At 70.3% G+C, this 22280-nt stretch carries 27 protein-coding genes; 16 read left to right on the top strand and 11 right to left on the bottom strand.

The genetic code is table 11. The features are described 5' to 3' along the window. Nucleotides 1-154 precede the first annotated feature (154 nt). Nucleotides 155-676, bottom strand: coding sequence for a hypothetical protein (locus tag C5E10_RS17885; protein WP_104332794.1), 522 nt, complete (start codon nt 674-676; stop codon nt 155-157). A gap of 3 nt (nt 677-679) precedes the next feature. Then, the gene (locus tag C5E10_RS17880; protein WP_104243362.1) at nt 680-910 is read right to left on the bottom strand and encodes a hypothetical protein; all 231 of its coding nucleotides are present in this window, start codon (nt 908-910) and stop codon (nt 680-682) included. A gap of 203 nt (nt 911-1113) precedes the next feature. On the opposite strand from C5E10_RS17880, the gene C5E10_RS17875 reads away from it, so the two are divergent. The 5 genes from C5E10_RS17875 to C5E10_RS17855 all read left to right on the top strand — a co-directional run bounded on the left by C5E10_RS17875 (nt 1114) and on the right by C5E10_RS17855 (nt 5104). Further along, entirely contained in the window at nt 1114-2091 is a 978-nt protein-coding gene (locus C5E10_RS17875) for a DNA topoisomerase IB (protein WP_104332793.1), read from the top strand. A gap of 134 nt (nt 2092-2225) precedes the next feature. Next, the gene (locus C5E10_RS17870; RefSeq protein ID WP_104332792.1) at nt 2226-2774 is read left to right on the top strand and encodes a type 1 glutamine amidotransferase domain-containing protein; all 549 of its coding nucleotides are present in this window, start codon (nt 2226-2228) and stop codon (nt 2772-2774) included. Nucleotides 2775-3010: 236 nt separating this feature from the next. Continuing rightward, on the top strand, nt 3011-3337 hold the full coding sequence (locus C5E10_RS17865) for a hypothetical protein (protein WP_146080334.1): 327 nt from the start codon (nt 3011-3013) through the stop codon (nt 3335-3337). Nucleotides 3338-3446: 109 nt separating this feature from the next. Continuing rightward, nucleotides 3447-4724, top strand: coding sequence for a phosphotransferase family protein (locus tag C5E10_RS17860; protein WP_181062825.1), 1278 nt, complete (start codon nt 3447-3449; stop codon nt 4722-4724). Next, nucleotides 4721-5104, top strand: a complete 384-nt coding sequence (locus tag C5E10_RS17855) for a hypothetical protein (protein WP_104332789.1) — start codon at nt 4721-4723, stop codon at nt 5102-5104. The genes C5E10_RS17860 and C5E10_RS17855 overlap by 4 nt, the downstream gene beginning before the upstream one ends. 100 nt (nt 5105-5204) lie before the next feature. Here C5E10_RS17855 and C5E10_RS17850 read toward each other — a convergent pair whose 3' ends face one another. Next, nucleotides 5205-5861 carry a response regulator transcription factor gene (locus C5E10_RS17850; protein ID WP_104332788.1) on the bottom strand — a complete coding sequence of 219 codons (657 nt, stop codon included), beginning with the start codon at nt 5859-5861 and terminating at the stop codon, nt 5205-5207. Beyond that, on the bottom strand, nt 5858-7465 hold the full coding sequence (locus C5E10_RS17845; RefSeq protein WP_104332787.1) for a HAMP domain-containing sensor histidine kinase: 1608 nt from the start codon (nt 7463-7465) through the stop codon (nt 5858-5860). Before C5E10_RS17845 ends, C5E10_RS17850 begins: the two co-directional genes overlap by 4 nt. A gap of 151 nt (nt 7466-7616) precedes the next feature. On the opposite strand from C5E10_RS17845, the gene C5E10_RS17840 reads away from it, so the two are divergent. Both C5E10_RS17840 and C5E10_RS17835 read left to right on the top strand, forming a co-directional pair. Next, nucleotides 7617-7958: a tryptophan synthase subunit alpha gene (locus C5E10_RS17840; RefSeq protein WP_181058043.1), complete on the top strand. Its 342-nt coding sequence runs from the start codon at nt 7617-7619 to the stop codon at nt 7956-7958. 109 nt (nt 7959-8067) lie between these two features. Further along, nucleotides 8068-8808, top strand: a complete 741-nt coding sequence (locus tag C5E10_RS17835; protein WP_104332786.1) for a metal-dependent transcriptional regulator — start codon at nt 8068-8070, stop codon at nt 8806-8808. Nucleotides 8809-8820: 12 nt separating this feature from the next. On the opposite strand, the gene C5E10_RS17830 is transcribed toward C5E10_RS17835, so the two are convergent. From C5E10_RS17830 to C5E10_RS17820, 3 genes are all read right to left on the bottom strand, one after another. Next, a complete protein-coding gene (locus C5E10_RS17830; RefSeq protein WP_104332785.1) occupies nt 8821-9762 on the bottom strand; it encodes a metal ABC transporter permease in 942 nt (313 codons plus the stop codon). After that, entirely contained in the window at nt 9759-10484 is a 726-nt protein-coding gene (locus C5E10_RS17825; RefSeq protein WP_258071210.1) for a metal ABC transporter ATP-binding protein, read from the bottom strand. Before C5E10_RS17825 ends, C5E10_RS17830 begins: the two co-directional genes overlap by 4 nt. Before the next feature lie 71 nt (nt 10485-10555). Then, a complete protein-coding gene (locus C5E10_RS17820; protein WP_104332783.1) occupies nt 10556-11509 on the bottom strand; it encodes a metal ABC transporter substrate-binding protein in 954 nt (317 codons plus the stop codon). Nucleotides 11510-11680: 171 nt separating this feature from the next. On the opposite strand from C5E10_RS17820, the gene C5E10_RS17815 reads away from it, so the two are divergent. Then, complete coding sequence (locus C5E10_RS17815; RefSeq protein ID WP_258071209.1) at nt 11681-12595, top strand: pentapeptide repeat-containing protein; 915 nt, start codon at nt 11681-11683, stop codon at nt 12593-12595. A 37-nt stretch (nt 12596-12632) separates the two neighbouring features. Here C5E10_RS17815 and C5E10_RS17810 read toward each other — a convergent pair whose 3' ends face one another. After that, a complete protein-coding gene (locus tag C5E10_RS17810) occupies nt 12633-13478 on the bottom strand; it encodes a PhzF family phenazine biosynthesis protein (protein ID WP_104332781.1) in 846 nt (281 codons plus the stop codon). Nucleotides 13479-13677: 199 nt separating this feature from the next. On the opposite strand from C5E10_RS17810, the gene C5E10_RS17805 reads away from it, so the two are divergent. The 4 genes from C5E10_RS17805 to C5E10_RS17790 all read left to right on the top strand — a co-directional run bounded on the left by C5E10_RS17805 (nt 13678) and on the right by C5E10_RS17790 (nt 16917). Then, nucleotides 13678-14157, top strand: a complete 480-nt coding sequence (locus C5E10_RS17805) for a hypothetical protein (protein ID WP_104332780.1) — start codon at nt 13678-13680, stop codon at nt 14155-14157. A 54-nt stretch (nt 14158-14211) separates the two neighbouring features. Beyond that, nucleotides 14212-14796 (top strand): TetR/AcrR family transcriptional regulator, encoded by a 585-nt coding sequence (locus C5E10_RS17800; protein WP_181062824.1) that lies wholly within the window; start codon nt 14212-14214, stop codon nt 14794-14796. A 103-nt stretch (nt 14797-14899) separates the two neighbouring features. Next, nucleotides 14900-15745, top strand: a complete 846-nt coding sequence (locus C5E10_RS17795; protein WP_258071207.1) for a sugar phosphate isomerase/epimerase — start codon at nt 14900-14902, stop codon at nt 15743-15745. Beyond that, nucleotides 15742-16917: a Gfo/Idh/MocA family protein gene (locus C5E10_RS17790; RefSeq protein ID WP_104332777.1), complete on the top strand. Its 1176-nt coding sequence runs from the start codon at nt 15742-15744 to the stop codon at nt 16915-16917. The genes C5E10_RS17795 and C5E10_RS17790 overlap by 4 nt, the downstream gene beginning before the upstream one ends. A 34-nt stretch (nt 16918-16951) precedes the next feature. Here the strand turns inward: C5E10_RS17790 and C5E10_RS17785 are convergent, their stop codons facing one another. After that, nucleotides 16952-17716: a maleylpyruvate isomerase family mycothiol-dependent enzyme gene (locus C5E10_RS17785; RefSeq protein ID WP_104332776.1), complete on the bottom strand. Its 765-nt coding sequence runs from the start codon at nt 17714-17716 to the stop codon at nt 16952-16954. A 46-nt stretch (nt 17717-17762) separates the two neighbouring features. Continuing rightward, nucleotides 17763-18047, bottom strand: coding sequence for a hypothetical protein (locus C5E10_RS17780; RefSeq protein ID WP_104332775.1), 285 nt, complete (start codon nt 18045-18047; stop codon nt 17763-17765). A 184-nt stretch (nt 18048-18231) separates the two neighbouring features. Between C5E10_RS17780 and C5E10_RS17775 the strand changes: the two genes are divergently transcribed. From C5E10_RS17775 to C5E10_RS17765, 3 genes are all read left to right on the top strand, one after another. Then, nucleotides 18232-18765: a quercetin 2,3-dioxygenase gene (locus tag C5E10_RS17775; RefSeq protein WP_104332774.1), complete on the top strand. Its 534-nt coding sequence runs from the start codon at nt 18232-18234 to the stop codon at nt 18763-18765. Continuing rightward, nucleotides 18762-19607, top strand: coding sequence for an alpha/beta hydrolase (locus tag C5E10_RS17770; protein WP_219820412.1), 846 nt, complete (start codon nt 18762-18764; stop codon nt 19605-19607). The genes C5E10_RS17775 and C5E10_RS17770 overlap by 4 nt, the downstream gene beginning before the upstream one ends. 66 nt (nt 19608-19673) lie before the next feature. Then, entirely contained in the window at nt 19674-20567 is an 894-nt protein-coding gene (locus C5E10_RS17765) for a LysR family transcriptional regulator (RefSeq protein ID WP_104332773.1), read from the top strand. A gap of 58 nt (nt 20568-20625) precedes the next feature. Here the strand turns inward: C5E10_RS17765 and ppk2 are convergent, their stop codons facing one another. Continuing rightward, nucleotides 20626-21531 (bottom strand): polyphosphate kinase 2, encoded by a 906-nt coding sequence (gene ppk2, locus C5E10_RS17760; RefSeq protein WP_104332772.1) that lies wholly within the window; start codon nt 21529-21531, stop codon nt 20626-20628. Nucleotides 21532-22038: 507 nt separating this feature from the next. On the opposite strand from ppk2, the gene C5E10_RS17755 reads away from it, so the two are divergent. Continuing rightward, nucleotides 22039-22280: Asp23/Gls24 family envelope stress response protein (locus C5E10_RS17755; protein ID WP_146080333.1), on the top strand; the 242-nt coding region annotated here is incomplete at its 3' end.

The following is a 22280-nucleotide window of genomic DNA, read 5'->3' as shown; positions in this document are numbered from 1 at the left end:
GCGGGGTAGGAGCGGGGGCGCGGGCGGGGCGCGAGCGGGGTAGCGAGAGGGGGCGCGAGCGGGGCGGGAAGGCGGAGAGCGGGGGCGCGGCGAGGGCGCGCCACCTGGGGCGGTGCAGGCGGTGCGGTGGTGAGGGTGAGGCTGTCCGGGCCCTTCAGTCGGCGGAGGAGCCCAGGAACTCGACCTCGGTGCTGCCGGTCACCGGCTCCGCGGTGACGCCCGTGATGGTGACGGTCACGGTGTAGGTGCCGGGCGTGCCGAGCTCGAAGGAGATATCACCGCACACCGTGTCGTAGTTGCTGCTGAGCGCCTTCGCCGTGCGAGTGATCGTGTCGACGCCCTCGGCGCTCGCGGTGTACTCGCACGTGCCCGTCCGGGTCACGCCGGTCACGCGGGCCTCCGCGGTGATCCACGAATGGCGGTCATCCGCCGTGGCGGCGAAGACGAGCTCCCCGCCGTCCTCTGCCGTTGAGGCCGCCGAGGCCTCCGAGGCTTCGGGGCTTTCCGTAGCCTGTGGCGCTGCGACCGGCGAGAACGTGCCAGTGCTGGACTCTGAGCTCGGCGCACTGCCGGTCGGCGAGCATCCGCTCACCACAACGGCGACGGCGACGGCGCACGCGGCTCCGAGGCCCGCTGCCTTCCAGCGGAACCTTGAGCCGCGCTGCTGGGTTGCCACGAGTCAGGCTCGGTCTTGGAGCTCCTTGACGGCGCGGGCGAAGTCGCGGGTCTGCAGCACTTCGAAGGCTGCACCGGGGTCGGACCCTGCCGAGACGACGCAGAGCTCGTCGATCTTGTTGATGAAGCCGAGGACACGTCCGTCTTTGACGACCCGGTACGAGTTCTCGGAGAGGCGGTCGACGCGGCCCTCGGCGGGCGTCGTCGCGGTGAGAGGTGGAACGGGGAATGGCATGAGGCTCCTGCCGTCGTTGGCGACCGTCTCAGACGGATAGTCGCATCTTCGCGCACCGAGATGTGCGTGAGGGGCTGTTCCCTGAGTTCTGTGGGGAGTTCTCACGACATCTCAGGGAAGCTGATACCTCCTAGAAATACGCCAATCTGATCCTCAGCGTTGAAGCCTTGCCACAACGGGGTGGTGGGTGTTACCCAGGGGGCATGGTTCGACTGCGAAGGTGGACTCCCGCGGGAGGGGCGTGGACCCGGCACTCGGCGGGGAACGGCTTCAGCTACCGCGACGAGCGTGGTGAGCGCATCGTCGACGCGCGGGTCCGCGAGCGCCTCGCGTCGCTCGCGATCCCACCCGCCTGGCGGGACGTGCGCATCGCGCCGCACGAGAACGCCCATGTCCTCGCCCTCGGCGTGGATGCGCTCGGCCGAACCCAGTACATCTACCATCCCGACTGGACGGCGAAACGGCAGATCGTGACCTTCGACCGGGCCCTCGAGCTGTCCCGGGTGCTCCCCTCGGCGAGGCGTTCGGCGACGAGCGCCCTTCGCACAGCGAGCTCCGGCAGGGATGCCTCGCTCGCCGCGAGCTTCAAGCTCCTCGACACGGCATTCCTGCGGGTCGGCAGCGAGAGGTCGGCGAAGCAGTTCGGGCACCGGGGGCTCACGACACTGCTGAACCGGCACATCCTGCTGCAGGACGAGCAGGTGCTGCTCGAGTTCAAGGGCAAGAGCGGGGTGCCGTGGAGTGCCCTCATCGAGGACGTCGAGCTCGTGTCGTTCCTGGGGGAGCGCAAGGGCACCGGCTCGCCTGGGCGGCGCATCCTGGCGTGGAAGGACGGGCGAGCCTGGCGACGTCTCGCGGCCAGAGAGGTCAACGACGACATCAGGATGCGCACGAGGGGCGAGTTCACGGCCAAAGACTTCCGCACGCTCCACGGCACGGTCTTCGCGGCGGGTCGGCTCGCTGAACTGGGGGTCGGGGGCACCGTTCGGGAGCGCAAGTCGCTGGTGGCGCAGGCCGTGCGCGACACCGCCGAGCTGCTCGGGAACACGCCAGCGGTCGCGAGGTCGAGCTACATCGATCCGCGCGTCATCGAGGCCTACGACGAGGGACGCGTGGTCGTGTCGGGCAGGGGCTCAGGCGAGGCGGCGCTGCGGAAGCTGCTGCTGGGGTCGTCCAGCTGACGGCCAGGGCGCGCACACGGGACATCCAAGGTTCGGGGAGGTCGGTGCGAGAGCGTGGACGTCTGCTCGGTTGCGGGCCGGGATATCGGTCCGGATCGAGCTGCACACTTCCCCCGACGAAAGGACACTCAGCAATGACGACTCTCGACACCAAGCGCGTGGCCTTCCTCCTCACGAACGACTTCGAGGACAGCGAGCTGACCAGCCCTTGGGGCGCCGTGACCGAGGCGGGCGCAGACGCGACGCTCGTCGCGCCCGAGTCCGGCACCGTGACGGGCAAGAACGGGCACGAGCAGACCGTCGACCTCGCTTCGGCTGATGCGAAGGCAGCGGACTTCGACGCGCTCGTGCTCCCGGGAGGGGTCGGCAATGCCGACCTCCTTCGTCTCGACGAGTCATCGGTCTCGTTCGCGCGAGACTTCTTCGAGGCGCACAAGCCGGTTGCGGCGATCTGCCACGGCGCGTGGATCCTCACCGACGCGAAGGTGCTCGACGGGCGCACGCTCACGAGCTTCCCGAGCCTCAAGACCGACCTCATCAACGCCGGGGCGACCTGGGTCGACGAGGAGGTCCATGTCGACCAGGGGCTCGTCTCGAGCCGCACTCCAGACGACCTGCCGGCGTTCAACGCGAAGCTCGTCGAGGAGATCGCGGAGGGCAAGCACCGCGGGCAGACGGCATGACCTACTGAGGGGTCCGATGCGAGGGGTGGGTGGATGCGGGCGCATCCGCCCACCCCTCACCCGTGCTCGTGCCACTCTGCCCGTTTGGGGAGCTGGGCCGCGTCGGGTTCCGAGGCCGAAGTCCCCGATCATGAGGGCGCTCTCATCTCCTGAGCACTGTGCGTCTCATGAACGCTCACGAAGCTTGGGTCTACCGAGGCGAACTCGCGGCTCGGCAGGCAGCAGGAGGCAGCACCATGAAGAAGAGCACCTGGATCATCGTCGGATCGGCAAGCGCCCTCGGGCTCGGCATCCTCGGGGTCGGTGGCGCCGGTGTCGCGAACGCCCTCGAGGTCCGCGACGTGCCTGGCGAGCAGCTCACCCTCTCGACGCCGTCGGCGCCCCCGACCGCTTCGGCCTCGCCCACGACGGACAGCAGCGCGTCGCCCACCGCGACACCGGTCTTCAGCTCGCCGAGCCCCGTCTCGGCCCAGACGCCCCTCAGCGCGCCGACCGTGCAGAGCCCCGTGAGCGCGCAGAGCCCGGTGTCGGCGCAGACGCCGCCGTCGGTGCCAAGCGCCTGACACCCGACGCCCGACGATGTCCACAGTCTGGCGAGCTCCCGGGCTGCGGAGAACTGGCCCCGGTAGGTTCAGCAGGAGGACCGACGACAGAGCCCGCAAGGGGGAGCGCATGTTCGCAGCAGCCAGGCAGGTGATCGAGGCCGTGGCCACAGGCACCGGCCGCGAGGTGGCGTCGGTGACGCTCGCCTGCGCTGAGCCGAGTGGCGACGGCGTGCTCGCCGGCTACGACGTGGAACTCGCCTCGCAGCAGGGCCCAGACGAGCGCATCCGTCTCTTCATCGACACGGCCACCAACCCGGCGGCGGCGTCGACGGTGGGCGGGGCGCAGAACTGGACCACGGTGCAGAACCCCGTGACCCGCGAGCAGGTGAGGGTGTGGCGCTACCCGCACGACCCTGCTCTGCCTGCCCTTCCCGCGACGGCGTTCCCCGACTCGGCGCGGGAGACCGCGGCTCGCTTCGGAGCCGTCGGAGAAGGCCAGCTCGAGATGCTCGCCTACCGGCCGGGGCGCCGAGCGGTGCTGCGTCTCGCCGGCCCGGACGGCACGCTGTTCTTCAAGGTCGTCCGGCCTGGGCACGCCGAGCCGCTGCACCGCATCCACGAGGAACTCGGAGGCGGCGGCGTCGCCGTTCCCCGCAGCCGCGGATGGAGCGAGGCGGGCCTCGTCGCGCTCGAGCGGATGCCTGGCCTGCCTGCCGACGCACACGTGCCCAACACTCCTGAGGCTCGGCTCGAGTTCCTCGGCGAACTGCAGTCGCTGGTCGCGTCGATCGGGGCTGCACCCGTCTCCCGAGGAGCCCGTGCGAGCCTCACGACGGGGCTCGACTGGTACCTGCTGCGGCTCCACGACCTGCTCCCCGCGCGACGGGCCGACATCGACGGGATCGCGGCGAGCATCCGCCAAGCGCTCGCCGAAGCGCGGCCGGGGCCAGCGCGCACGGTGCACGGTGACCTGCATCTTGGACAGATCTTCGTCGAGCCGAGTGCCCGACCCGGCGGCGGCACCTCGATCACGGGGGTCGTCGACATCGACACGGCTGGCGTCGGCGACCTCGCCGACGACCTCGGCGGGCTCTACGCGCACGCCATCGTGACGGCCCTCACCCACGATCTGGGCGGGAGAGCGGAGCTGCGCACGGCCACGTTCGAGCTCGCGGAGCTCGTCAGGCTCGCCTGGGGCGAGTTCGCGCACACCTGGACCGAGCCGGGTGGATCCGGGCTCGTCACGGACGACCCCGATCTGAGCATCCGATCCAGCGCGGTCGCCCTCACGCATCTGCTCTCGCACGCGTTCGGGGCTGCCGTGCGAGGAGGGGTCGGGCTCGATGCGCTGCCCGACCGCATCCTCGACTTCGCCAGTGCCCTCTCGAAGGAACCGAGACGATGAGCGCCGAGAAGCCCCGCCCTCGCTGGCTCGTCGTGGCGCTCGCCGGGGCCGGTGCGCTCGCCATCGTGCTCGCCGGGGTCACGTTCGCGCAGGCCACGTCGCTGCGCTCCTCGCCCGGAGAAGCCGTCCACCTCGGACCGATCGTCGGCGAGCAGTCGCCGGCGACCACGATCAGCGTGACCCCGTCACCGACCGCCTCAACGGGCCCGGTCTCGACCGGGTCGCCGTCACCGAGCCTCCCGCCGGACCCGGTCCAGCCGTCACTCCCGACGGGTGGTATCCAGGCGCCCGTGCCCGTGGAACCGGTGGGCCCGTCCCAAGTCGACGACGATGATGACGACGACGACGATGACGATGACGATGACGACGGTGAGGACTGACGGCGACGAGGATTGACGGCGACGTGACGGACCGACGGCCGCAGCGCCTTGCGGCGGGTCAGTCTGGTGACGCGGAGGGCCGACGCTCGCCGGGGCGGCTTCAGCGCAGGCGGTATCCCATGCCCCGCACCGTCTCGATGCGCTCGGAGCCGATCTTGCCGCGCAGGTAGCGCACGTACACGTCGACGACGTTCGAGCCCGGGTCGAAGTCGAACCCCCAAACCCTGCTGAGCAGCTGCTCGCGGCTCAGCACCTGGCCGGGGTTGGCGAAGAACTGCTCGGCGAGCCCGAACTCGCGTGCCGACAGGTCGATGTCGGCGCCGGCGACTCGCACGCGCCGCGTGCGCAGGTCGAGCAGCAGGTCTTCGTGGGTGAGCTCCGTGCTCGCGGCCTGCCCAGCGTCCCGGAGCCGAAGCCGGATGCGCGCGAGGAGCTCGTCGAACTTGAACGGCTTCGCGAGGTAGTCGTTGGCGCCTCCGTCGAGACCCCGCACGGTGGCTTCGACCGAGGTGCGAGCCGTGAGCATGATGACCGGGACCGTGTGCCCCTCGGCGCGCAGCCGGTCGAGCACTTCGAAGCCGTCCATTCCAGGGAGGCCGACGTCGAGGAGCACGAGGTCGAAGTCGCCGCCGCGGGCAAGCTCGAACCCATCGGTGCCCGAGGCCGCGACCGCCACCGCGTATCCGGCCGACTTCAGGCCCTTCTCGACGAACGAGGCGATGCGCGCCTCGTCCTCGACCACCAGGATTCTGCTCATGCGGTGTCCTCTTCCTCGGGGTGATGGGGCAGTGCGTCGCCGCCTGATGCGGCGGAGCCGCTGGCCCCGGAGCTGTCGGTGCTGTCGGGGCTATCGGGGGTGTCGTGGCCAGGAGAGCCGTCCGCAGGCACGACGATCGTGAAAGTCGACCCGAGCCCCGGCTGGCTCGAGAGCTCGACTCTTCCACCGTGGCCGCGGGCGATCGACGCCACGATGGCGAGCCCGAGGCCAGACCCGGTCTGGCTGCGGCCCGTCTCCGCACGTCCGAAGCGATCGAAGATGCGCTCCTGCGCGGAGACGGGGATCCCGACCCCCTCGTCTCGTACCCAGAGTCGGAGCTCGCCGCGCGCATCGACGAGACTGCCGAGCTCGATCCTGGATCCTGCCGGCGAGTACTTGGCGGCGTTGTCGGCGAGCTGCAGCCAGGCCTGCGTGATGCGGCGCGCGTCGACGTCGACGACCACCGGCGCCGTCTGACCGAGCACCCACTCGTGGCTCGAGAGGGCGCTCGCCTTCGCCTGGACCTGCTCCGTCAGCTCGAGCACGTCGCAGGGGGCGATGCTCAGGAGTCCCTGCTGCTCGCTGACGGCGAGCGCTTCGATGTCGTCGATGAGCTCGCTCATGCGGTCGAGCTCGTCGAGGGCCAGGGCGACCGTCTCCCTGGTGTCGGCAGGGTCGTTCGGGTCGAGGAGCTCGAAGTGCCCACGCACGATCGTGATGGGGGTCTTCAGCTCGTGGCGCACGTCGTCGAGCAGCTGCCGCTGGGAGGTGAGGGAGCCGTCGAGGCGGTCGAGCATGCCGTTGATCGTCGCGGTCAGAGCTGAGACGTCGTCGTTGCCGACGACCGGGATGCGCGCAGACCTGTTGCTGCCCGTGATCGACGCCGCCGTCTCCCGCAGCTCCCGGAGTGGTCTGAGGAGGCGGCCGGCGACGAACCAGCCCACGAGGCCGACCGCGGCGAGGGCGGCGACGGCGACCATTGCATACGTCTGGAAGGTGCTGTTGGTGTCGGCGAGCTCTGCCCGGAGGTCGTACGCCGCGAGGTACAGCGCGTCGCTCGAGCCGTCGCCGACAGTGAAAGGGACGGCGATGTAGCGGAGGGCGAGCGCGCCGTCGACGAAGGTGCCCATGCGCACCGAACCGTCGGCGGTCTCCGCCACGGCTCGTTCGACGAGGCCGGGCACCTCGGCGAGGGAGAACGGCGTCGGCGTCGCCGGGATGAACGTCGGCACGCCGTCGACCAGCCCGAGGGCGCCCTCGTTGCGTTCCGGGACGAAGCGCTGCATGACCAGCTCGAGGGCTTCGGTGCTGCTCGCGAAGGAACGGGCCGGATCGGGGGCAGGGGCGGCCGGGGCCGCCGGGTCCGACGTCGTGGGCGCGGCGGCGTCCGTGCCGCTCACGAGGCCGCTGACATTCTCCGCGAGGGCGACGAGGCGTTCATCCACCCCGCTCAGGTCGCGTTCGCGGGCCGCGAAGTAGCTCGTCGCGCCGGCGACGATCATGCCGAGCATCGTGACGAGCAGGATCGACGCGAGGATGCGCACCCGCACCGAAGCGCGGGGCCGCACCTCCTGCCGTCCCTGGCCCGCCGTGGTCGCCTGCATCCACTGATTATCTGGGGCGCACGAGTCCAGAGTCTGGCAGGTGAGAAGACTCTCACGCAGCCGAGCCCTCGGGCGGTGCTTCTCCACGCGTCCGCCCGGTCCCGCTCCACAAGCCCCAGCGGGAAGGTGGCATGGCGCGTAGGCTCGTCGAGTGGAAACCGAGCGCTACGAACTGACCAGGCGAGCAAGCCTCGAGGTCCTACGCGCGGAAGCGCAGGACGAGCGCGAGACCATGATCTACGCTCGCGCTCGCCGCGGCGAGGACCCGTGGCGCTTCATGCAGGAGCTGCCGACGGTCGACGAGCTCGTCGTGCTGCTCATGCGCGCGGAAGCCCTCGAGCGCGGCGGCGACGAAGCCCCCTCCAGTGGTGAGCATGACGCGCAGCTCATGCGTCGCATCGCGACCGAGTACCCGCCGCTCGGGCCCACCGTGTGGACCATGCTCGCCGGGAGGAGCCGATTCGGCGACCGCTGGAACGCCCGAACCGTCTGAGGCGTCTGGGCCTGGGCGCTGGGCCTGGGCGTCGTCCGCCGAGGCTCTGCCCGTTGCGGCAGGCTCGGACGGCGGCCCCGTCGCATCCCGTGCCCGTAGGCTTGAGAGCATGTCGGTGTCAGAACTCTCGGTGAGCGCGCAGAACTACCTCAAGGTGGTCTGGAGCCTCCAGGAGTGGTCGGATGCGCCCGTCACGGCGACGATCGTCGCCGAGCGCCTGCAGCTGCGGCTCTCGACGGTGTCGGAGGGCATCCGCAAGCTCGCCGATCAGGGGCTCCTCGAGCATGCGCGCTACGGCAGCATCTCCCTCACGACCGAGGGGCGCTCCCACGCGCTGACCATGATCCGCAGGCACCGGCTCCTCGAGACGTTCCTCGTCGAGGTGCTCCAGTACGGCTGGGATGAGGTGCACGATGAGGCGGAGAACCTCGAGCACTCCGTGTCCGACCTCATGGTCGAGCGCATCGACGCGATGCTCGGGCATCCCGAACGCGACCCGCACGGCGACCCGATCCCGTCCGCCGCTGGCGAGGTGAGCATCCCGCAGGCCGTTCTGCTCAGCAGCCTCGAGGCAGGGAAGCGGGTTGTCGTCGAGCGCATCTCGGACTCGGACGCCGAGCTCCTCAAGTACTTCGCGGCGAAGGGCCTCACGGTCGGGGCGCGCCTCGAGATCGGCGAGAGCGACCCCTACTCCGAGTCGATGCTGCTCACCGTGGCGGACGTGGACTCGGGCGCTGATCGCGGCGAAGGGAACGCGGCTGCAGGGGCTGCTGATTCAGCGGGTCCCGCCTCGACTCCGTTCGCCCTCGGGCCCGTTGCCGCTCGAGCCGTCTGGGTGACGGAAGCCTAGAGCGGCGGGAAGCTAGGCGGTCTTCGCCTCGGCAGCTGCCCTTTCGGTCTCCTTCCCCGCCCCTTCGGCCCCCACGACCGGGGCTTCAGCACTGTTCCCCCTCGCGCGTCGCCTCGCGAGGATCCGCGACGTGACGAGGCCCTGCGTGGGGGAGAGCAGGTAGGCGAGCAGGAAGGCGAGGCCCTGCGCGAGCACGATCATCCCGCCGGATGCGGCGTCGAGGTAGTAGCTGGCGTAGAGGCCCGCCGCCGAGCAGGCGACGGAGACGATGGGGGCGATGACGAGCATCCGCGCGAAGCTGCGCGTGAGCACCGTCGCCGTCGCCCCGGGGATGATGAGCATCGCCACGACGAGGATCACGCCGACCGTCTGCAGGGCGACGACGGCGGTGAGGGCGAGCAGCCCGAGGAGGGCGCCGCGGAGGACACGCGGGTTGAGGCCGATCGCGTGGGCGTGGGTTGCGTCGAACGCGACGAGGGTGAAGTCTCGCCGCTTCACGAGGAGCACGACGGCGACGATCGCGGCGAGGATGCCGATCTGCACGAGGTCGGTGGGGCTGACGCCGAGGAGGTTGCCGAACAGGATGTGACTCAGGTCGGTCTGGCTTGGCGTCACCGAGATGAGCACGAGGCCGAACGCGAAGAGGGTCGTGAAGACGATGCCAATCGCCGCGTCCTCCTTCACCCTGCTGGTGTCGCGGATCACGCCGATGAGGCCGACGGCGAGCAGCCCGAAGGCGAGCGCCCCGAGCGCGAAGGGAGCCCCGACGATGTAGGCGAGCACCACCCCGGGGAGGACGGCGTGCGAGACGGCGTCTCCCATGAGCGACCACCCGATGAGCACGAGCCAGCAGCTGAGGAGGGCGCAGACGACGGCCGTGATGACGGTCGTGATGAGCGCACGCACCATGAACTCGTAGCCGAGGGGTTCGAGGAGGAGATCGACGAGGTTCATGCTGCCGCCCCCGTTCCGGTCTCGATGCCGAAGGCGAGTGCGAGGTTCTCGGGCCGGATGATCTCCTCGGGGCTCGCGTGCAGCAGCACCCGCCGGTTGAAGAGCACGGCCTCGTCGGCCAGCTCTGGGAGGGAGCCCAGGTCGTGGGTGGCGATGAGGATGCACACCCCCTGCCCGGCCAGCTCCCGAAGGAGCCTCGTCATGGTGGCCTGGGAGCGGGTATCGACGCCCGCGAAGGGCTCGTCGAGGAGCAGCACCTCGGCCTCCTGGGCGATGCCGCGGGCCACGAAGGCGCGCTTGCGCTGACCGCCCGAGAGCTGGCCGATCTGCCGACCCGCCAGCTCGGAGAGCTCGACGCGCTCGAGAGCGGCGTCGACAGCCGAATGGTCGCGCGCCCGGGGCCTCCGGGTGATGCCGAGGTGCCCGTAGCGCCCCGTCATCACGACGTCGCGCACCGAGAGGGGGAAGTCCCAGTCGACCTGCTCGCTCTGGGGGACGTAGCTGACGCTGCCCCGCTTGCGCGCATCCGCCGAGGAGCCCCCGAGGATGCGGACCGTGCCCGCATCGGGGCGGACGACGCCCATGATCGACTTGAAGAGCGTGGACTTGCCAGAGCCGTTCATGCCGATGAGTCCGCAGACTCGGCCAGGGGCGATGGAGAGGCTCGCCCGGTCGAGGGCGAGCACCTCCCCGTAGTGCACGGTGAGGGTATCGACCTCGATGGCGGGCGCGGCCGCACCAGCCGATGGTTCCGCGTTCGCCCGAGGTGTGGATGCTGGGCTGGATGCTGCGCTCACGATTCGCTTCCCGTCTTGCCGGTCAGTCCGGCCACGATGGTGTCGACGTCGTGCCGGATGAGGTCGAGATAGCTCGGCACGGGGCCGTCTTCCTCGCTCAGCGAGTCGACGTAGAGGGTGCCGCCGAACTCCGCATCCGTGGCGTCGACGACCTGCCGCATCGGCGCATCCGACACGGTCGACTCGCAGAACACGGCCGGAACGTCGTTGTCGCGCACATGATCGATGACCCCGGCGATCTGCTGCGGGGTGGCCTGCTGCTCGGCATTCACGGGCCAGATGTAGACCTCGTCGAGCCCGGCGTCTCTCGTCAGGTACGAGAAGGCCCCCTCGCAGGTGACGAGGGCCCGCTGGGATGCGGGGAGAGGCTCGATGGCGGCGACGAGCTCGTCGTGCACGGCCTGCAGCTCTGCCTTGTAGGCGGCGGCGTTCTCTTCGAAGACGCTCGCGCTCGCGGGGGCGAGGCCGGAGAAGGCGGTGACCATGTTGTCGACGTACAGCTGCACGTTGAGGGGTGACATCCACGCGTGCGGGTTCGGGAGACCGGCGTAGGCATCGCCCGCGATGGGCACTTCCTCGACGCCGTCGCTGACCACGGCGTGGGGGACATCCATGCCGGAGACGAACTGCTCGAACCATGCCTCGAGGTTCATGCCGTTGTCGAGAATCAGGTCGGCTTCTGACGCTTTCGCGATGTCGAGGGGGGTCGGCTCGTAGCCGTGGATCTCGGCACCGACCTTCGTGATCGACTCGACGCGGAGCTCATCGCCGGCGACCTGCCTCGCGATGTCGGCGAGCACCGTGAAGGTCGTGAGGACGACGGGCCGGTTGTCCTCGCCCTCGGCGGAGGGGGCGCAGGCGGTGAGGGACGCGAGCGTGACGAGGGCGAGGCCCGCCGCGACGATGCGGCTGGCCTTCCGTCGGGCTGCGCGCAGCGCGGGGGTCAGCATGACCAGAGCATAGCGCTACGGTGGCCAGAAGATCAATGTTCGGTGCGCCGAACATTTGACAGCTGCTCGCGGACGATCCGCTGCTCGAGCCAGCGACGCTCGGGGGTCGGGGAGTCGTGACCCGGCCGTGCACAGCTGCGCGCGTGCGCGGAAACGTAGGCTGACGCCACGATGTCTCCAGGTGAATTCCGCGAACCGCTGCGGCACCGGCCCACGGTGCCGATGCCCGGTGGAACGGCGCGCAGCGGACGCGGCGCGAGCGCCGACACCGCACGATTCCGGAGCGACTGCGCGAACTGCGTCGCCCTCTGCTGCTCGGCGCTCGCCTTCTCGCGTGGGGACGACTTCGCGCACGAGAAGCCCGCCGGGAAGCCGTGCCGGAACCTCGACGAGAACCTCGGCTGCGGCATCCACTCGGCACTCCTCGAGAGCGGGTACCGCGGCTGCACCGTCTTCGAGTGCCACGGCGCCGGGCAGCGGGTCACGCAGGAGACCTTCGGCGGCGGCGACTGGCGGGAGGGCGAGGGCCTGCGGGAAGCCATGTTCGCCGTGTTCCCCCTCGTGCGCCAGCTGCACGAAGTGCTGTGGCTGCTGGCCGAGGCGAGGCGTCGCACTGCCGATCGCGCGCTGCTCCGACGCATCGACACGCTCTTCGATCAGGTCGACGCGCAGGCCGCCTCGCCCGACCTGGCCTCGCTGCGCGCCGCCGTCGAGACGAGCCGGCCGGCCGCCGGCGAACTGCTCGGCGCGGTGAGCCACGAGGTGCGACGGACGCACGTCCCGCGGCGCCGTGCATCCGGCGCCTGGTCACGGATCGAACCCCGCGGCGTGTACCTCGGCACGGACTTCTCTGGCAGCGACCTGCGGGCGGTCGAGCTGCGGGGCGCCCTGCTCATCGCAGCGAAGCTCCGGGGTGCCGACCTCCGCTGGGCTGACCTCCTCGGCGCCGATCTGAGGGACGCCGAGCTGCACGGGGCCGACCTGCGCCACGTGCTGAACCTGACGCAGCCGCAGCTCGCGGCCGCCTTCGGCGACGACGCCACGCAGCTGCCCGAGTCGCTCACGCGACCCCGCCACTGGGGGTAGGGGCCGCGTCTGCCGGCTGGGTCGGCGCGAGCCGCGGCTAGGCGAGTGCCGTGCCCGAGAAGAGCGTCGTCGTGGCGCCACCGACCCAGACGGCCCCGGAGTCGTCGACGGTCACGGTGATGTCACCGGCACGGCCGAGGCGCGCGCCCTGGGAGACTCGCCAGCTCGAACCCGGAGCGGTGCCCGTGCGGTGCATCCACTGGGCCGTCGACGCGTTCATGCTGCCGCAGACCGGGTCCTCGTCCACGCCGATGGCGGGTGCGAAGCTGCGCAGCTCGAAGGCGTGCGGCGCCCCTGGAGGGTAGGCGCCGACGGCTCCGACCATGGCCTCAGGCAGGAGGGAGAAGTCGGGGTCGAGGTCGAGCACCTCCTGCGCGGATGCGAGCTGCACGACGGCCCACCCCGGCCCGTTGTCGATCCACTGGTGGGCGGTGACCTGGTCTGCGCTGATGCCGTACGCCGTGACGATGCGAGCCAGGTGCTCGGGCTCCAACGGGCCGCTCCGCAGCGTGGGCGGAGCAGCGAACGCCAGGCGTCCCTCGTCGATGCGCACCTCGACGAGCCCGGCGCCGCACTCCTGGACCACACGCCCCGCGTCCTTCGGAGTGCCGCCCCGCTCGAGCCATGCGTGCGCCGACCCGAGGGTCGGATGGCCGGCGAAGGGGAGCTCCCCGCCAGGGGTGAAGATGCGCAGTCGGTAGTCCGCTCCTGGGTCGGTCGTCGGCAGCACGAACGTGGTCTCGGAGAGGTTCGTCCACCGTGCGATGTGCAGCATCTCGTCGTCGGTGAGGCCTGCGCCATCGAGGATGACGGCGACCGGGTTGCCGAGGTACGAGGACTCCGAGAAGACGTCGACTTGGGCGAAAGAGCGCGAGGTGGGCACGAGGTGGGCCTTTCGGAGTTGACGTGGCACGGCGGAGGTGTCAGGACGGGGTGAGGGAGGAGTGAGGAAGGTGCGTGTGCCGCAACCGTACGACGGGTTCACTCGGAGCGCTCGTGCCAATCCGGCCTCGCTGGACTTGCGATCCACGAGCCAGCGCGGAACCCACGTGCCGTCCAGGCGCGGTCGACAGAATCACGGCATGATCGATGACCAGAGCGTTCCAGGAACCGATGATGACCCGAGGGAGCGTCGAGGTGCTGAGCACCTTCCGCCCGAGGGTGTCGATGAGGCGACGATCGCGGCCGTCGGGAAGCTCACCGAGGCCCTCGAGATGGTCGACCAGGCGCGGGGGCTCCTCTATGGGTTCCACAGGCTGACCGGCGCCGCCGACCTCGCCCTCGGCGAAGCGTCCGACGCGCTGCGCGACGCCGGACACGCGCAGGTCGCGGATCGCCTCGACGCCGAGCTGGTCGGTCGGAACGTGATCGAGGGGCGGTGGACGTTCCAGATCGTGGAGGACTACGACGAGACCTACTGGGAGCCGTTCCGGGCGGCCGAGCGGGCCACCCGTGAGCAGCTCGTGGCCGGGAAGCGACACCTGGCGGAGGCGGCGATGAAGGAGGACCGCCGGACGCACGGGGCGCGGCACCACGAGGCGAGGCCAAGCGGCGGGGCCTAGCGGAGGGGTTCGCAGAGGGTTCGCGACGATCCGGCCCCGGCTACGATGCTTGGCGTGGCAGCAGACGGAGCGCGGGGGCAGTACGCGAAGGGTGTCGAGCGGAAGCGCGAGATCCTGGCGCAGGCCTACGAGACCCTCCGCGTGACCGGAGCGAGCGGCGCTTCCCTGCGCGCGATCGGCGAGTCCATCGGTGTCTCTCACGGCATGCTGACCCACTACTTCGGTTCTCGTGAGGGGCTGCTCGTCGCGGTGATCCGCGAGCATGACCACGTCAACGAGGGGCGCATGCCCGCCTCGGTGTCGCTCGTGCAGCGGATGCGGCTCAGCGCCGAATTCAACGTGCAGTTCCCCGGAATGGTCTCGCTCTTCACGGAGATGCTCGCCAAGTCGGTCGAACCAGGGGATGGGCCTGCGAAGGTCTTCTTCACGGAGCGGTTCGCGCGGGCGAGGACCCGCTTGGCGGGCGAGATCGACGGGCAGCTCGCTGCCCTTCCCGAGGGGCGCCGCGCCGAGGCGTCCATGCTGGTCGACCTGATCATGGCGGCCTCCGACGGGCTCCAGGTGCGGTGGCTCCTCGATCCCGACGTCGATGTCGCGGCCACGCTCGGACTGCTCGAGCGTCTCGGTCAGGACCGCTGAGACTGGCCAGACCAACTCAAAGTTGCCAACTGGCAATTTTCTAGTAGCGTCTCCAGGAGAGCGAACCGCGACGGGGCGGACGCCCACCGACACAGGAGTCACCGTGCCCACCACTCGACCAGAAGCGCCCTCCCCTCGAACGGGAGCGCAGCGGCCCGCGACCTCGCTGCAGCTGTACAGCGTCAACTCGCACCTCGAAACCGACCTCGACGGCACGCTCGCGCGCCTCGGCGAGATCGGCCTGCGCAATGTCGAAGCCTTCGCCTTCGTCGACCGCGCCGACGAGCTCGTGGCGGCCTTCGCCAGGCACGGCATCGCGGCCCCGACGGGGCACGCGATGCTCGTCGCCAAGGAGGTCACGCGCGAGGGCGTGACGACGCCGGTGCCGAGCCATGCCGCCACCTTCGAGGCGGCGAAGAAGCTCGGCATCGAGCTCGTCATCGACCCTGCAGTCTTCGACTGGTCGACCCGCGAAGCCGTCGAGGCGACGGCCTCCGCCCTCAACGAGGCAGCGAGGTCAGCCGCCGAGCACGGCCTCCGCGTCGGATACCACAATCACGCGTGGGAGCTCAGCACCCTCATCGAGGGCGTCCCCGCACTCGAGTACTTCGCGGGGCTCCTCGACGACGAGGTGGTGCTCGAAGTTGATGTCTACTGGGCGCACATCGGGGGAGCGGACGCGCCAGCCCTGCTCGAACGCCTCGGCGACCGCGTGAGGGCCCTCCACATCAAGGACGGCCCGCAGGTCGAGAACCCATTCGCCGCGGATGCTCCCTTCGACCCGTCGGGGCTCGGCCAGGTCCCGGCCGGCCAAGGTGCCATCCCACTCGAGGCTGCCCTCGCGGCCACTCCGTCGGCGGAGTTCGCCGTCATCGAGTTCGACCACTTCGACGGCGACATCTTCGCCGCGATCGCCGCGAGCTTCGACTACTTGGAGAACCGCGCATGAGCGGCGAGCAGCTCGGCAGCGAGCACGTTCGCCGCGAGTCGGCCAGGCGAGGCCCCGTCGGCGTCGGCATCATCGGCACCGGCATGATCAGCAACGCCTACCTCGACAACCTGACGCGCTTCCCCGACGTGCGAGTCGTGGCGCTTGGCGACCTCAACGAGGCCCTCGCCGCGGAGAAGGCCGCGAGCTACGGCGTGCCGTTCTCCGGCTCGCCCGCCTCGGTGCTCGCGAACGACGACGTCGAGATCGTCATCAACCTGACCATCCCGGCCGCCCACGTCCCGGTCGCGCTCGACGCCATCGCGGCGGGCAAGCACGTGTGGATCGAGAAGCCCATCGGCATCGACCGCCAGGAGGCCAAGGCCCTGCTCGAGGCGGCCGACGCGGCCGGCCTGCGCGTGGGAGTCGCACCCGACACGGTGCTGAACCCGGGCATCCAGACCGCCCTCCGGCACCTCGCGAGCGGCATCATCGGCACCCCGCTCACGGCCCGCACCATGATGCGCTACTCGGGGCCCGACCTGTTCCACCCCAACCCGGCGTTCCTGTTCGCCCGCGGCGGCGGCCCGCTGCTCGACATGGGGCCGTACTACGTGACGACCCTCGTGAGCGCGTTCGGCCCCGTCAGGAAGGTCTACGCGACGGGCTCGACGGCCAAGGAGGCCCGCACCGTGAAGCTCGGCCCGAACGCGGGCCAGTCGTTCCCCGTCGAGGTGCTCACGCACGTGGATGCGCTCGTCACCTTCGAGAGCGGGGCCAGCGCGCAGCTCACCTTCAGCAACGACTCGCCGCTCGCCGAGATGGGCACCGTCGAGATCGTCGGCCCGGGCGGCATGCTCATCACCCCAGACCCGAACCACGCCGACGGGGGTACGCGAGTGGCGCGCCATCCGCAGGAGTACTCGGAGACGCTCGAGCCGCGCTGGGAGGACTACCCGGAGGAGGGCACCGTCACGGGGCGCGGGTATGGCACCCTCGACATGGCCCGCGGCATCCGCGAGGGGCTCCCGCACGTCGCGACCGGCGAGCTCGCCCTGCACGTGCTCGACATCATGCTCGCCATCGAGGAGTCGGCGGCGGCCGGCGAGGTCGTCGTCGTCGAGAGCACGCTCGAGCGGGTTCCGCTCGTGGATCACCAGCGAGACCCGTTCGCGGCGACGCTCAGCAGCTAGCGAGCGGCTGACGCTGTCGCCGCGCTCACGGGTCTCACGGGGCCAGCGGGTGCGCGAGCACCCGCTCGAGTGCCGCGGCCGAGCCCGTGAGTCGGGCATCCATCGTCGTGAGCTCGCGTCGCTTCCAGAGGAGCAGCAGCGCGTCCTCGGCGGTGAGCTCGAGCGTCGCGTCGGCTGGGGCGGTGCTCTCGGCCGGCCGGGACCCATCGGCCACCACCTCGCCGATCGGGCCGAGCCGCACCGGCGAAGGTGCGCTCGTGCCGAGGCCCCGCAGCTCGAGGTCGACGCGCTCGTCGAGCGACGGCATCCGCCCGAGCGACACCTGCCTCGGGTACATGTCGTGCGCGACCTCGGCGACTCCGGCCGCCGCGATCGTGGCCGGAATGGGCGCCGTGATGCCGAGGCTGTCGGTCGCGTCCCAGAGGTGCAGGGTCGTCTCGAGCGCCTGCCGCCTCGCCCAGGTGGATGCGCGGGCCGGCGGGTAGAGGGCCCAGCAGGGCGTCTCCTCCGGCAGCTCGCGCAGTGTCGCCACGAGCTCCGCGGCACCCTCGCGGAACCAGGCGACCAGCGCGTCCCGGTCGTCGAGTGGTGCCTCCGCAGTCTGCCGCTCGACCTGCTGGCCACCGCCGAGCAGCTGCGCGCGCGCCCACCGGTGCACGCCACCGAGGTGCTCGGCGAGCTCGGCGAGCGACCAGCCAGGGCAGGAGGGGACGGGGGTCGCGAGGTCTGCCGAGCCGAGGAGCGTCGCGAACGCGCTTGCCGCATCCGCGGTCACCTCGATGAACTGTGCGTGGCGCATGCTCAGATCCTAGAGAGTCGACCTCCCGCGCCGGTGCCTCGACCGGTCACCGGCGGCGGATGCGCCCGTAGAGCTTCACGAAGGACGGCACGACGAGGTACACCGCCAGCGGGACGACGACGAGCGTCACGACGCAAGCCCGGGCGATGGGGTGCCAGGACCCGACGACGGGCTCCGCGAGCATCGACGTGATGGCGACAAGCGGGAAGATCGCCAGCCACGTGAGCACGGCGCGCACGTGAATCGAGGGCGGCGGCGCGGCGGGCGGCCCGCTCGGCCCATGCCCGTCGGGGTCGCCGACTCCTGGGGCAGGTGCGGTCGGCCCCGTCATGCTGCTCTTTCGCGACTCATGGAAGCCGATGGTAGTTGCCGAAGGCGGCGCATTCCGCCCCAGAGGGGCAGGTGGCCGTTAGGAGGTGGCTCACGTCCGTTAGGCAGGACCCCGTCGCGCAGGGCGCCAGGACTTGCGAGGGTTGACGACGAGGGCCGACCGGCCCGCAACAAGGAGGTTGCCGATGTCAGCATTCGCCCCGCTCGAGAGCCAGCTCCCCGCGGCTCCGTTGCCCTATCTGATGGACGCCGGCGAAGGCGACAAGCTGGTGCTCTTCGACCAGCTCTTCACGCTGCTCACGACCTCGCCGCAGACCGCGGGCCAGTTCGACGCGTTCGTCACGGAGGGGCGCCCAGGCAGGCCCGTCCCGCCGCACTTCCACGCTGAGACGCACGAGACGTTCTTCGTGCTGGAGGGGGCCATCCGGCTGTGGATCGACGACCGGCAGGGTAACCGCGAGACGCGCCTGCTCGAGGCCGGGGGCTTCGGATTCGTGCCGAAGGACACCATCCATTCGTACCGCATCGAGCGGACGGGGAAGATCTTCGGCGTCACGAGCGCGGGATTCACGGACTTCTTCCGGGCCGTGGCGCGGCCCACGTCGAAGCCCGGCATTCCGGAGGAAGCGGAATTCCACATCCCGGAGCCCGCCGTGTTCGGCGCGCAGGGTGCGAGGCACGACGTGCACTTCGTGCAGGGATACGAGCTGTTCGATTGATCACGGCAGCAGAGTCCGGTGAGCAGCGGACACCGGCGCACGCTCGCGTCGTGCGCGACATCATCTTCTCCGAGCCTCCCGGATTCCGGCCGCTCACCCTCGACCTGCACCTGCCGGAGGCGGAGCGCCCACCCGTCATCGTGTTCGTGCATGGCGGCGGGTGGTTCCGGGGGAGTCGCCGCGTGTTCTGCCCTGGACGCACCGAGGCGGAGACGTTCGGGCGCCTGACCCGTGCGGGGTGGGCCGTCGCATCCGTCGACTACCGGCTGAGCGGCGAGGCGAGGTTCCCGGCCCAGCTCGCCGACGTCGAAGCCGCGATCGGCTGGGTGCTCGACGGGGGCGCCGCTATGTTCGGCCTGGATGCCACGCGCGTCGCCCTCTGGGGCGAATCCGCTGGCGGGCACCTCGCAGCGCTCGCGGCCGCTGTGCCCGGCACGCCCGTGCGGGCGGTTGTCGACTGGTACGGACCGAGCGAGCTCGCGGCGATCCCGAAGCCCATCGGCGCGCCCGGTGCGCCAGCCCAGCCGAGCCGCGAGGAGCTGCTCATCGGCGGGCCCCTCGCGGAGCACGGCGAGCTCACTGAAGCGGCGAGCCCGGTGCGCGCCGTGCACGCCGGGATGCCGCCCTTCCTCCTGGCGCACGGAACCGAAGACAGCATGGTGCCGAGCGAGCAGAGCCTGCTGCTGCGGGATGCACTCCACTCGGTGGGCGCGCACGTCGAACTGCAGCTCGTGGCAGGAGCCGACCACATGTGGCGTGGACTCGACGACCTCGAGACCGTCGTGGCTCCGGCCCTGCGGTTCCTGGCACTGCACGCGGGGCCGCCGGAGAGCGCGAGCTGACAGGGCCTCCCAGGGGCCCGCTGCCGCCGCCGTATCCGGCGACGCGCGCCCGTCTAGTCTCTGAACATGGACATCCCGATCCACGCCGTGCAGTACTTCTGCGTGCTCGCCGAGGAGCTGCATTTCGGTCGAGCCGCCGAGCGGATCCGCATCGCCACCCCCTCCCTGAGCCAGCAGATCGGCCGCCTCGAGCGGCAGCTGGGGGTCAAGCTGTTCCACCGCGAATCGCGCCCGCTGACGCTCACCTCGTTCGGCGTCGAGTTCCTGCCGCTCGCGAGGCGGCTCCGCGACGACCACCGGGAGATCCTCGAGTGGGCCCAGCGCCTCGCGAGCGAGCAAGCGGTGCCGCAGCTTCGGCTCGGCGTCGTGGCCTCCGCCACGGGCTCCCTCGCGGCATCGGCGATCGGCTCGATGCTGCAGCGGGTTCCGGATGCGCGGCTCGAGATGCGCCGCACCGGCTTCTTCGAGGTCGTCGACGACCTCGTCAGCGACCGGGTCGACGTCGTGCTGGCGCCCTCGCCCGTGAGCGCGTCCGACGAGGTCACCTGCGAGCCCCTCTGGTCGGAGGGTCGGATGCTCGTGGTCCAGGCGGGGCACCGTCTGGCTGCCCGCTCGTCGGTCTCGATCCTGGAGACGAACGACGAGGTGTTCGTCGCGGCCTCCGCCGGACCGCAGGAGATCCTCGACTGGTGGGTGGTGAGCCCGCGGGCCGACGGGACGAGGATCGTGCCGGGCGCATCCGCTGACAGCATGGAGGGCCTGCTCGAGCTCGTCGCCGCGGGGGCTGGCGTGAATATCGCCGGGAGCTCCGCCGCCCACCACTACCAGCGCGACGACGTCGTGTTCGTGCCGATCGACGACATCGAGCCCGTCACCGTGATGATGTGCACGCTGCGCTCGAGCGACAACCCGCTCGTGCCCGTGTTCCGCGAGCTCATGCGGGGCCAGCTCTCGAACTGACCAGGCCGCGCTAGGCCACGCGAGGTCGCGCGACGCCGAGCGCTGCGCGACCCCGGCCCTACTCGTCGGCCGTCTCCTGCTTGCCGCGCATCACGAGCAGCGGGTCCGGCTTCGTGACCACGTCGTGGTCCTTGCCCTCGTAGTCGAACTGGCCGAGCCAGAAGCGCATCGCGTTCAGGCGCGCACGCTTCTTGTCGTTGGAGCGGATGATCGTCCACGGCGCGTGCTTCTTGTCGGTGAGGCGGAACGTCTCCTCCTTCGCGGCCGTGTAGTCCTCCCAGCGGTCGAGCGAGGCGAGGTCCATGGGGGAGAGCTTCCACCGCCGCACGGGGTCGAGCTGGCGGATCGCGAAACGCGTGCGCTGCGCGGTGCGCGACACCGAGAACCAGAACTTCGTCACGTGGATGCCCGAGTCGACGAGCATCTTCTCGAACGCCGGTGCCTGCTGCATGAACTGCGTGTGCTCGTCATCGCTGCAGAATCCCATGACCCGCTCCACGCCGGAGCGGTTGTACCAGGAGCGGTCGAACATGACGAGCTCGCCGTCCGTGGGGAGGTGCTGGATGTAGCGCTGGAAGAACCACTGCCCGCGCTCGCGGTCGCTGGGCTTCGCGAGGGCGACGACGCGCGCCTTGCGCGGGTTGAGGTGCTCCGTGAAGCGCTTGATGGTGCCGCCCTTGCCGGCCGCGTCTCGCCCCTCGAAGAGGATCACGGCGCGCTTGTTGTTGTCCTCCATCCAGTACTGGCACTTCAGCAGCTCCACCTGGAGCCGGTACTTCTCGCTCTCGTATTCGTCGCGGCTGAGTCGCTCCTCGTAGGGGTACCCCTCCTGCCACGTGTAGACGGGGTTGCCTTGCGGGTCGATGAGGTCGGGGTCGTTGGTGTGGCCGTCGCGCACCGAGTAGCCGAGCGAGCGCAGGTGCTCGATGTACTCGCGCAGGTCCTGGGGTTGGTCGATAGCCATGCGTTCCTCCGGGGTCAGGTGCGGCGCGTCCGCCGGCGTGCGGGGAGCGGATGCGGCGCCATGATGCGCCGCGAATGCGAACGGCATGTGTACGGGGCAGCTGGCGGCAGTCCGCGGTCGCCCTCTGGACGCCGGCCGCTCGAGAATTGCCCGGGTGATGCGCGCCGAGAACCGGGGAATCGTGGTTCTGAATATCGGATTCGCGGCTTCAGAGACATTTTCGTCGACAGCCGGAATCAAACTGGTCCAACGCGGAGATGCGCGAGCTTGATTCAATGAAAACACCTGATCAAGGGGTTCTTTCACGCCTAATCTGCGTCGCGGCGTTGGCGTCTTGTCCAGTTGCGCGCCCAGCGGGGCTTCCTATGATCCTGCTCGCGTCGACCGCTTCACTTCCTGCAGAGACGAGTTCGAACAATTTCGTGACGAATCAAGGACCTGATGCGTCATACCCATACAGCCCCGGCCGATGCACCCGCACCGGCCAGAGAACACAAGGAGAACCTCATGTCGAACACCACCCCCGCCACCGGAGCCCCGGCCACCAGCCGCAAGGACCTCCAGTCCGCACAGGTCGACGGACACGGCAAGACCACGATCGATGACGGCGTCGTCGCGAAGGTCGCCGGTATCGCCGCCCGTGAAGCACACGGCGTCTACGACCTCGGTGGCGGCGCGGCTCGCGCGATCGGCGCCATCCGCAATGCCCTGAACGCCAACGACCAGGGTCAGGGCATCAGCGTCGAGGT

It is taken from the genome of Pseudoclavibacter sp. RFBG4 (genome assembly GCF_002931515.1).
Classification (GTDB): domain Bacteria; phylum Actinomycetota; class Actinomycetes; order Actinomycetales; family Microbacteriaceae; genus Pseudoclavibacter.
Note: the sequence above shows the minus strand (reverse complement) of the source record. Positions and strands in the feature narration are given on the sequence as shown.

Excerpts from the sequence above, each read along its gene's own strand:
- C5E10_RS17880 (WP_104243362.1), bottom strand. The coding sequence starts at position 910 with ATGCCATTCCCCGTTCCACCTCTCACCGCGACGACGCCCGCCGAGGGC.
- C5E10_RS17875 (WP_104332793.1), top strand. The coding sequence starts at position 1,114 with ATGGTTCGACTGCGAAGGTGGACTCCCGCGGGAGGGGCGTGGACCCGG.
- C5E10_RS17870 (WP_104332792.1), top strand. The coding sequence starts at position 2,226 with ATGACGACTCTCGACACCAAGCGCGTGGCCTTCCTCCTCACGAACGAC.
- C5E10_RS17865 (WP_146080334.1), top strand. The coding sequence starts at position 3,011 with ATGAAGAAGAGCACCTGGATCATCGTCGGATCGGCAAGCGCCCTCGGG.
- C5E10_RS17860 (WP_181062825.1), top strand. The coding sequence starts at position 3,447 with ATGTTCGCAGCAGCCAGGCAGGTGATCGAGGCCGTGGCCACAGGCACC.
- C5E10_RS17855 (WP_104332789.1), top strand. The coding sequence starts at position 4,721 with ATGAGCGCCGAGAAGCCCCGCCCTCGCTGGCTCGTCGTGGCGCTCGCC.
- C5E10_RS17850 (WP_104332788.1), bottom strand. The coding sequence starts at position 5,861 with ATGAGCAGAATCCTGGTGGTCGAGGACGAGGCGCGCATCGCCTCGTTC.
- C5E10_RS17845 (WP_104332787.1), bottom strand. The coding sequence starts at position 7,465 with ATGCAGGCGACCACGGCGGGCCAGGGACGGCAGGAGGTGCGGCCCCGC.
- C5E10_RS17835 (WP_104332786.1), top strand. The coding sequence starts at position 8,068 with ATGTCGGTGTCAGAACTCTCGGTGAGCGCGCAGAACTACCTCAAGGTG.
- C5E10_RS17830 (WP_104332785.1), bottom strand. The coding sequence starts at position 9,762 with ATGAACCTCGTCGATCTCCTCCTCGAACCCCTCGGCTACGAGTTCATG.
- C5E10_RS17820 (WP_104332783.1), bottom strand. The coding sequence starts at position 11,509 with ATGCTGACCCCCGCGCTGCGCGCAGCCCGACGGAAGGCCAGCCGCATC.
- C5E10_RS17815 (WP_258071209.1), top strand. The coding sequence starts at position 11,681 with ATGTCTCCAGGTGAATTCCGCGAACCGCTGCGGCACCGGCCCACGGTG.
- C5E10_RS17805 (WP_104332780.1), top strand. The coding sequence starts at position 13,678 with ATGATCGATGACCAGAGCGTTCCAGGAACCGATGATGACCCGAGGGAG.
- C5E10_RS17790 (WP_104332777.1), top strand. The coding sequence starts at position 15,742 with ATGAGCGGCGAGCAGCTCGGCAGCGAGCACGTTCGCCGCGAGTCGGCC.
- C5E10_RS17785 (WP_104332776.1), bottom strand. The coding sequence starts at position 17,716 with ATGCGCCACGCACAGTTCATCGAGGTGACCGCGGATGCGGCAAGCGCG.
- C5E10_RS17780 (WP_104332775.1), bottom strand. The coding sequence starts at position 18,047 with ATGACGGGGCCGACCGCACCTGCCCCAGGAGTCGGCGACCCCGACGGG.
- C5E10_RS17775 (WP_104332774.1), top strand. The coding sequence starts at position 18,232 with ATGTCAGCATTCGCCCCGCTCGAGAGCCAGCTCCCCGCGGCTCCGTTG.
- C5E10_RS17765 (WP_104332773.1), top strand. The coding sequence starts at position 19,674 with ATGGACATCCCGATCCACGCCGTGCAGTACTTCTGCGTGCTCGCCGAG.
- ppk2 (WP_104332772.1), bottom strand. The coding sequence starts at position 21,531 with ATGGCTATCGACCAACCCCAGGACCTGCGCGAGTACATCGAGCACCTG.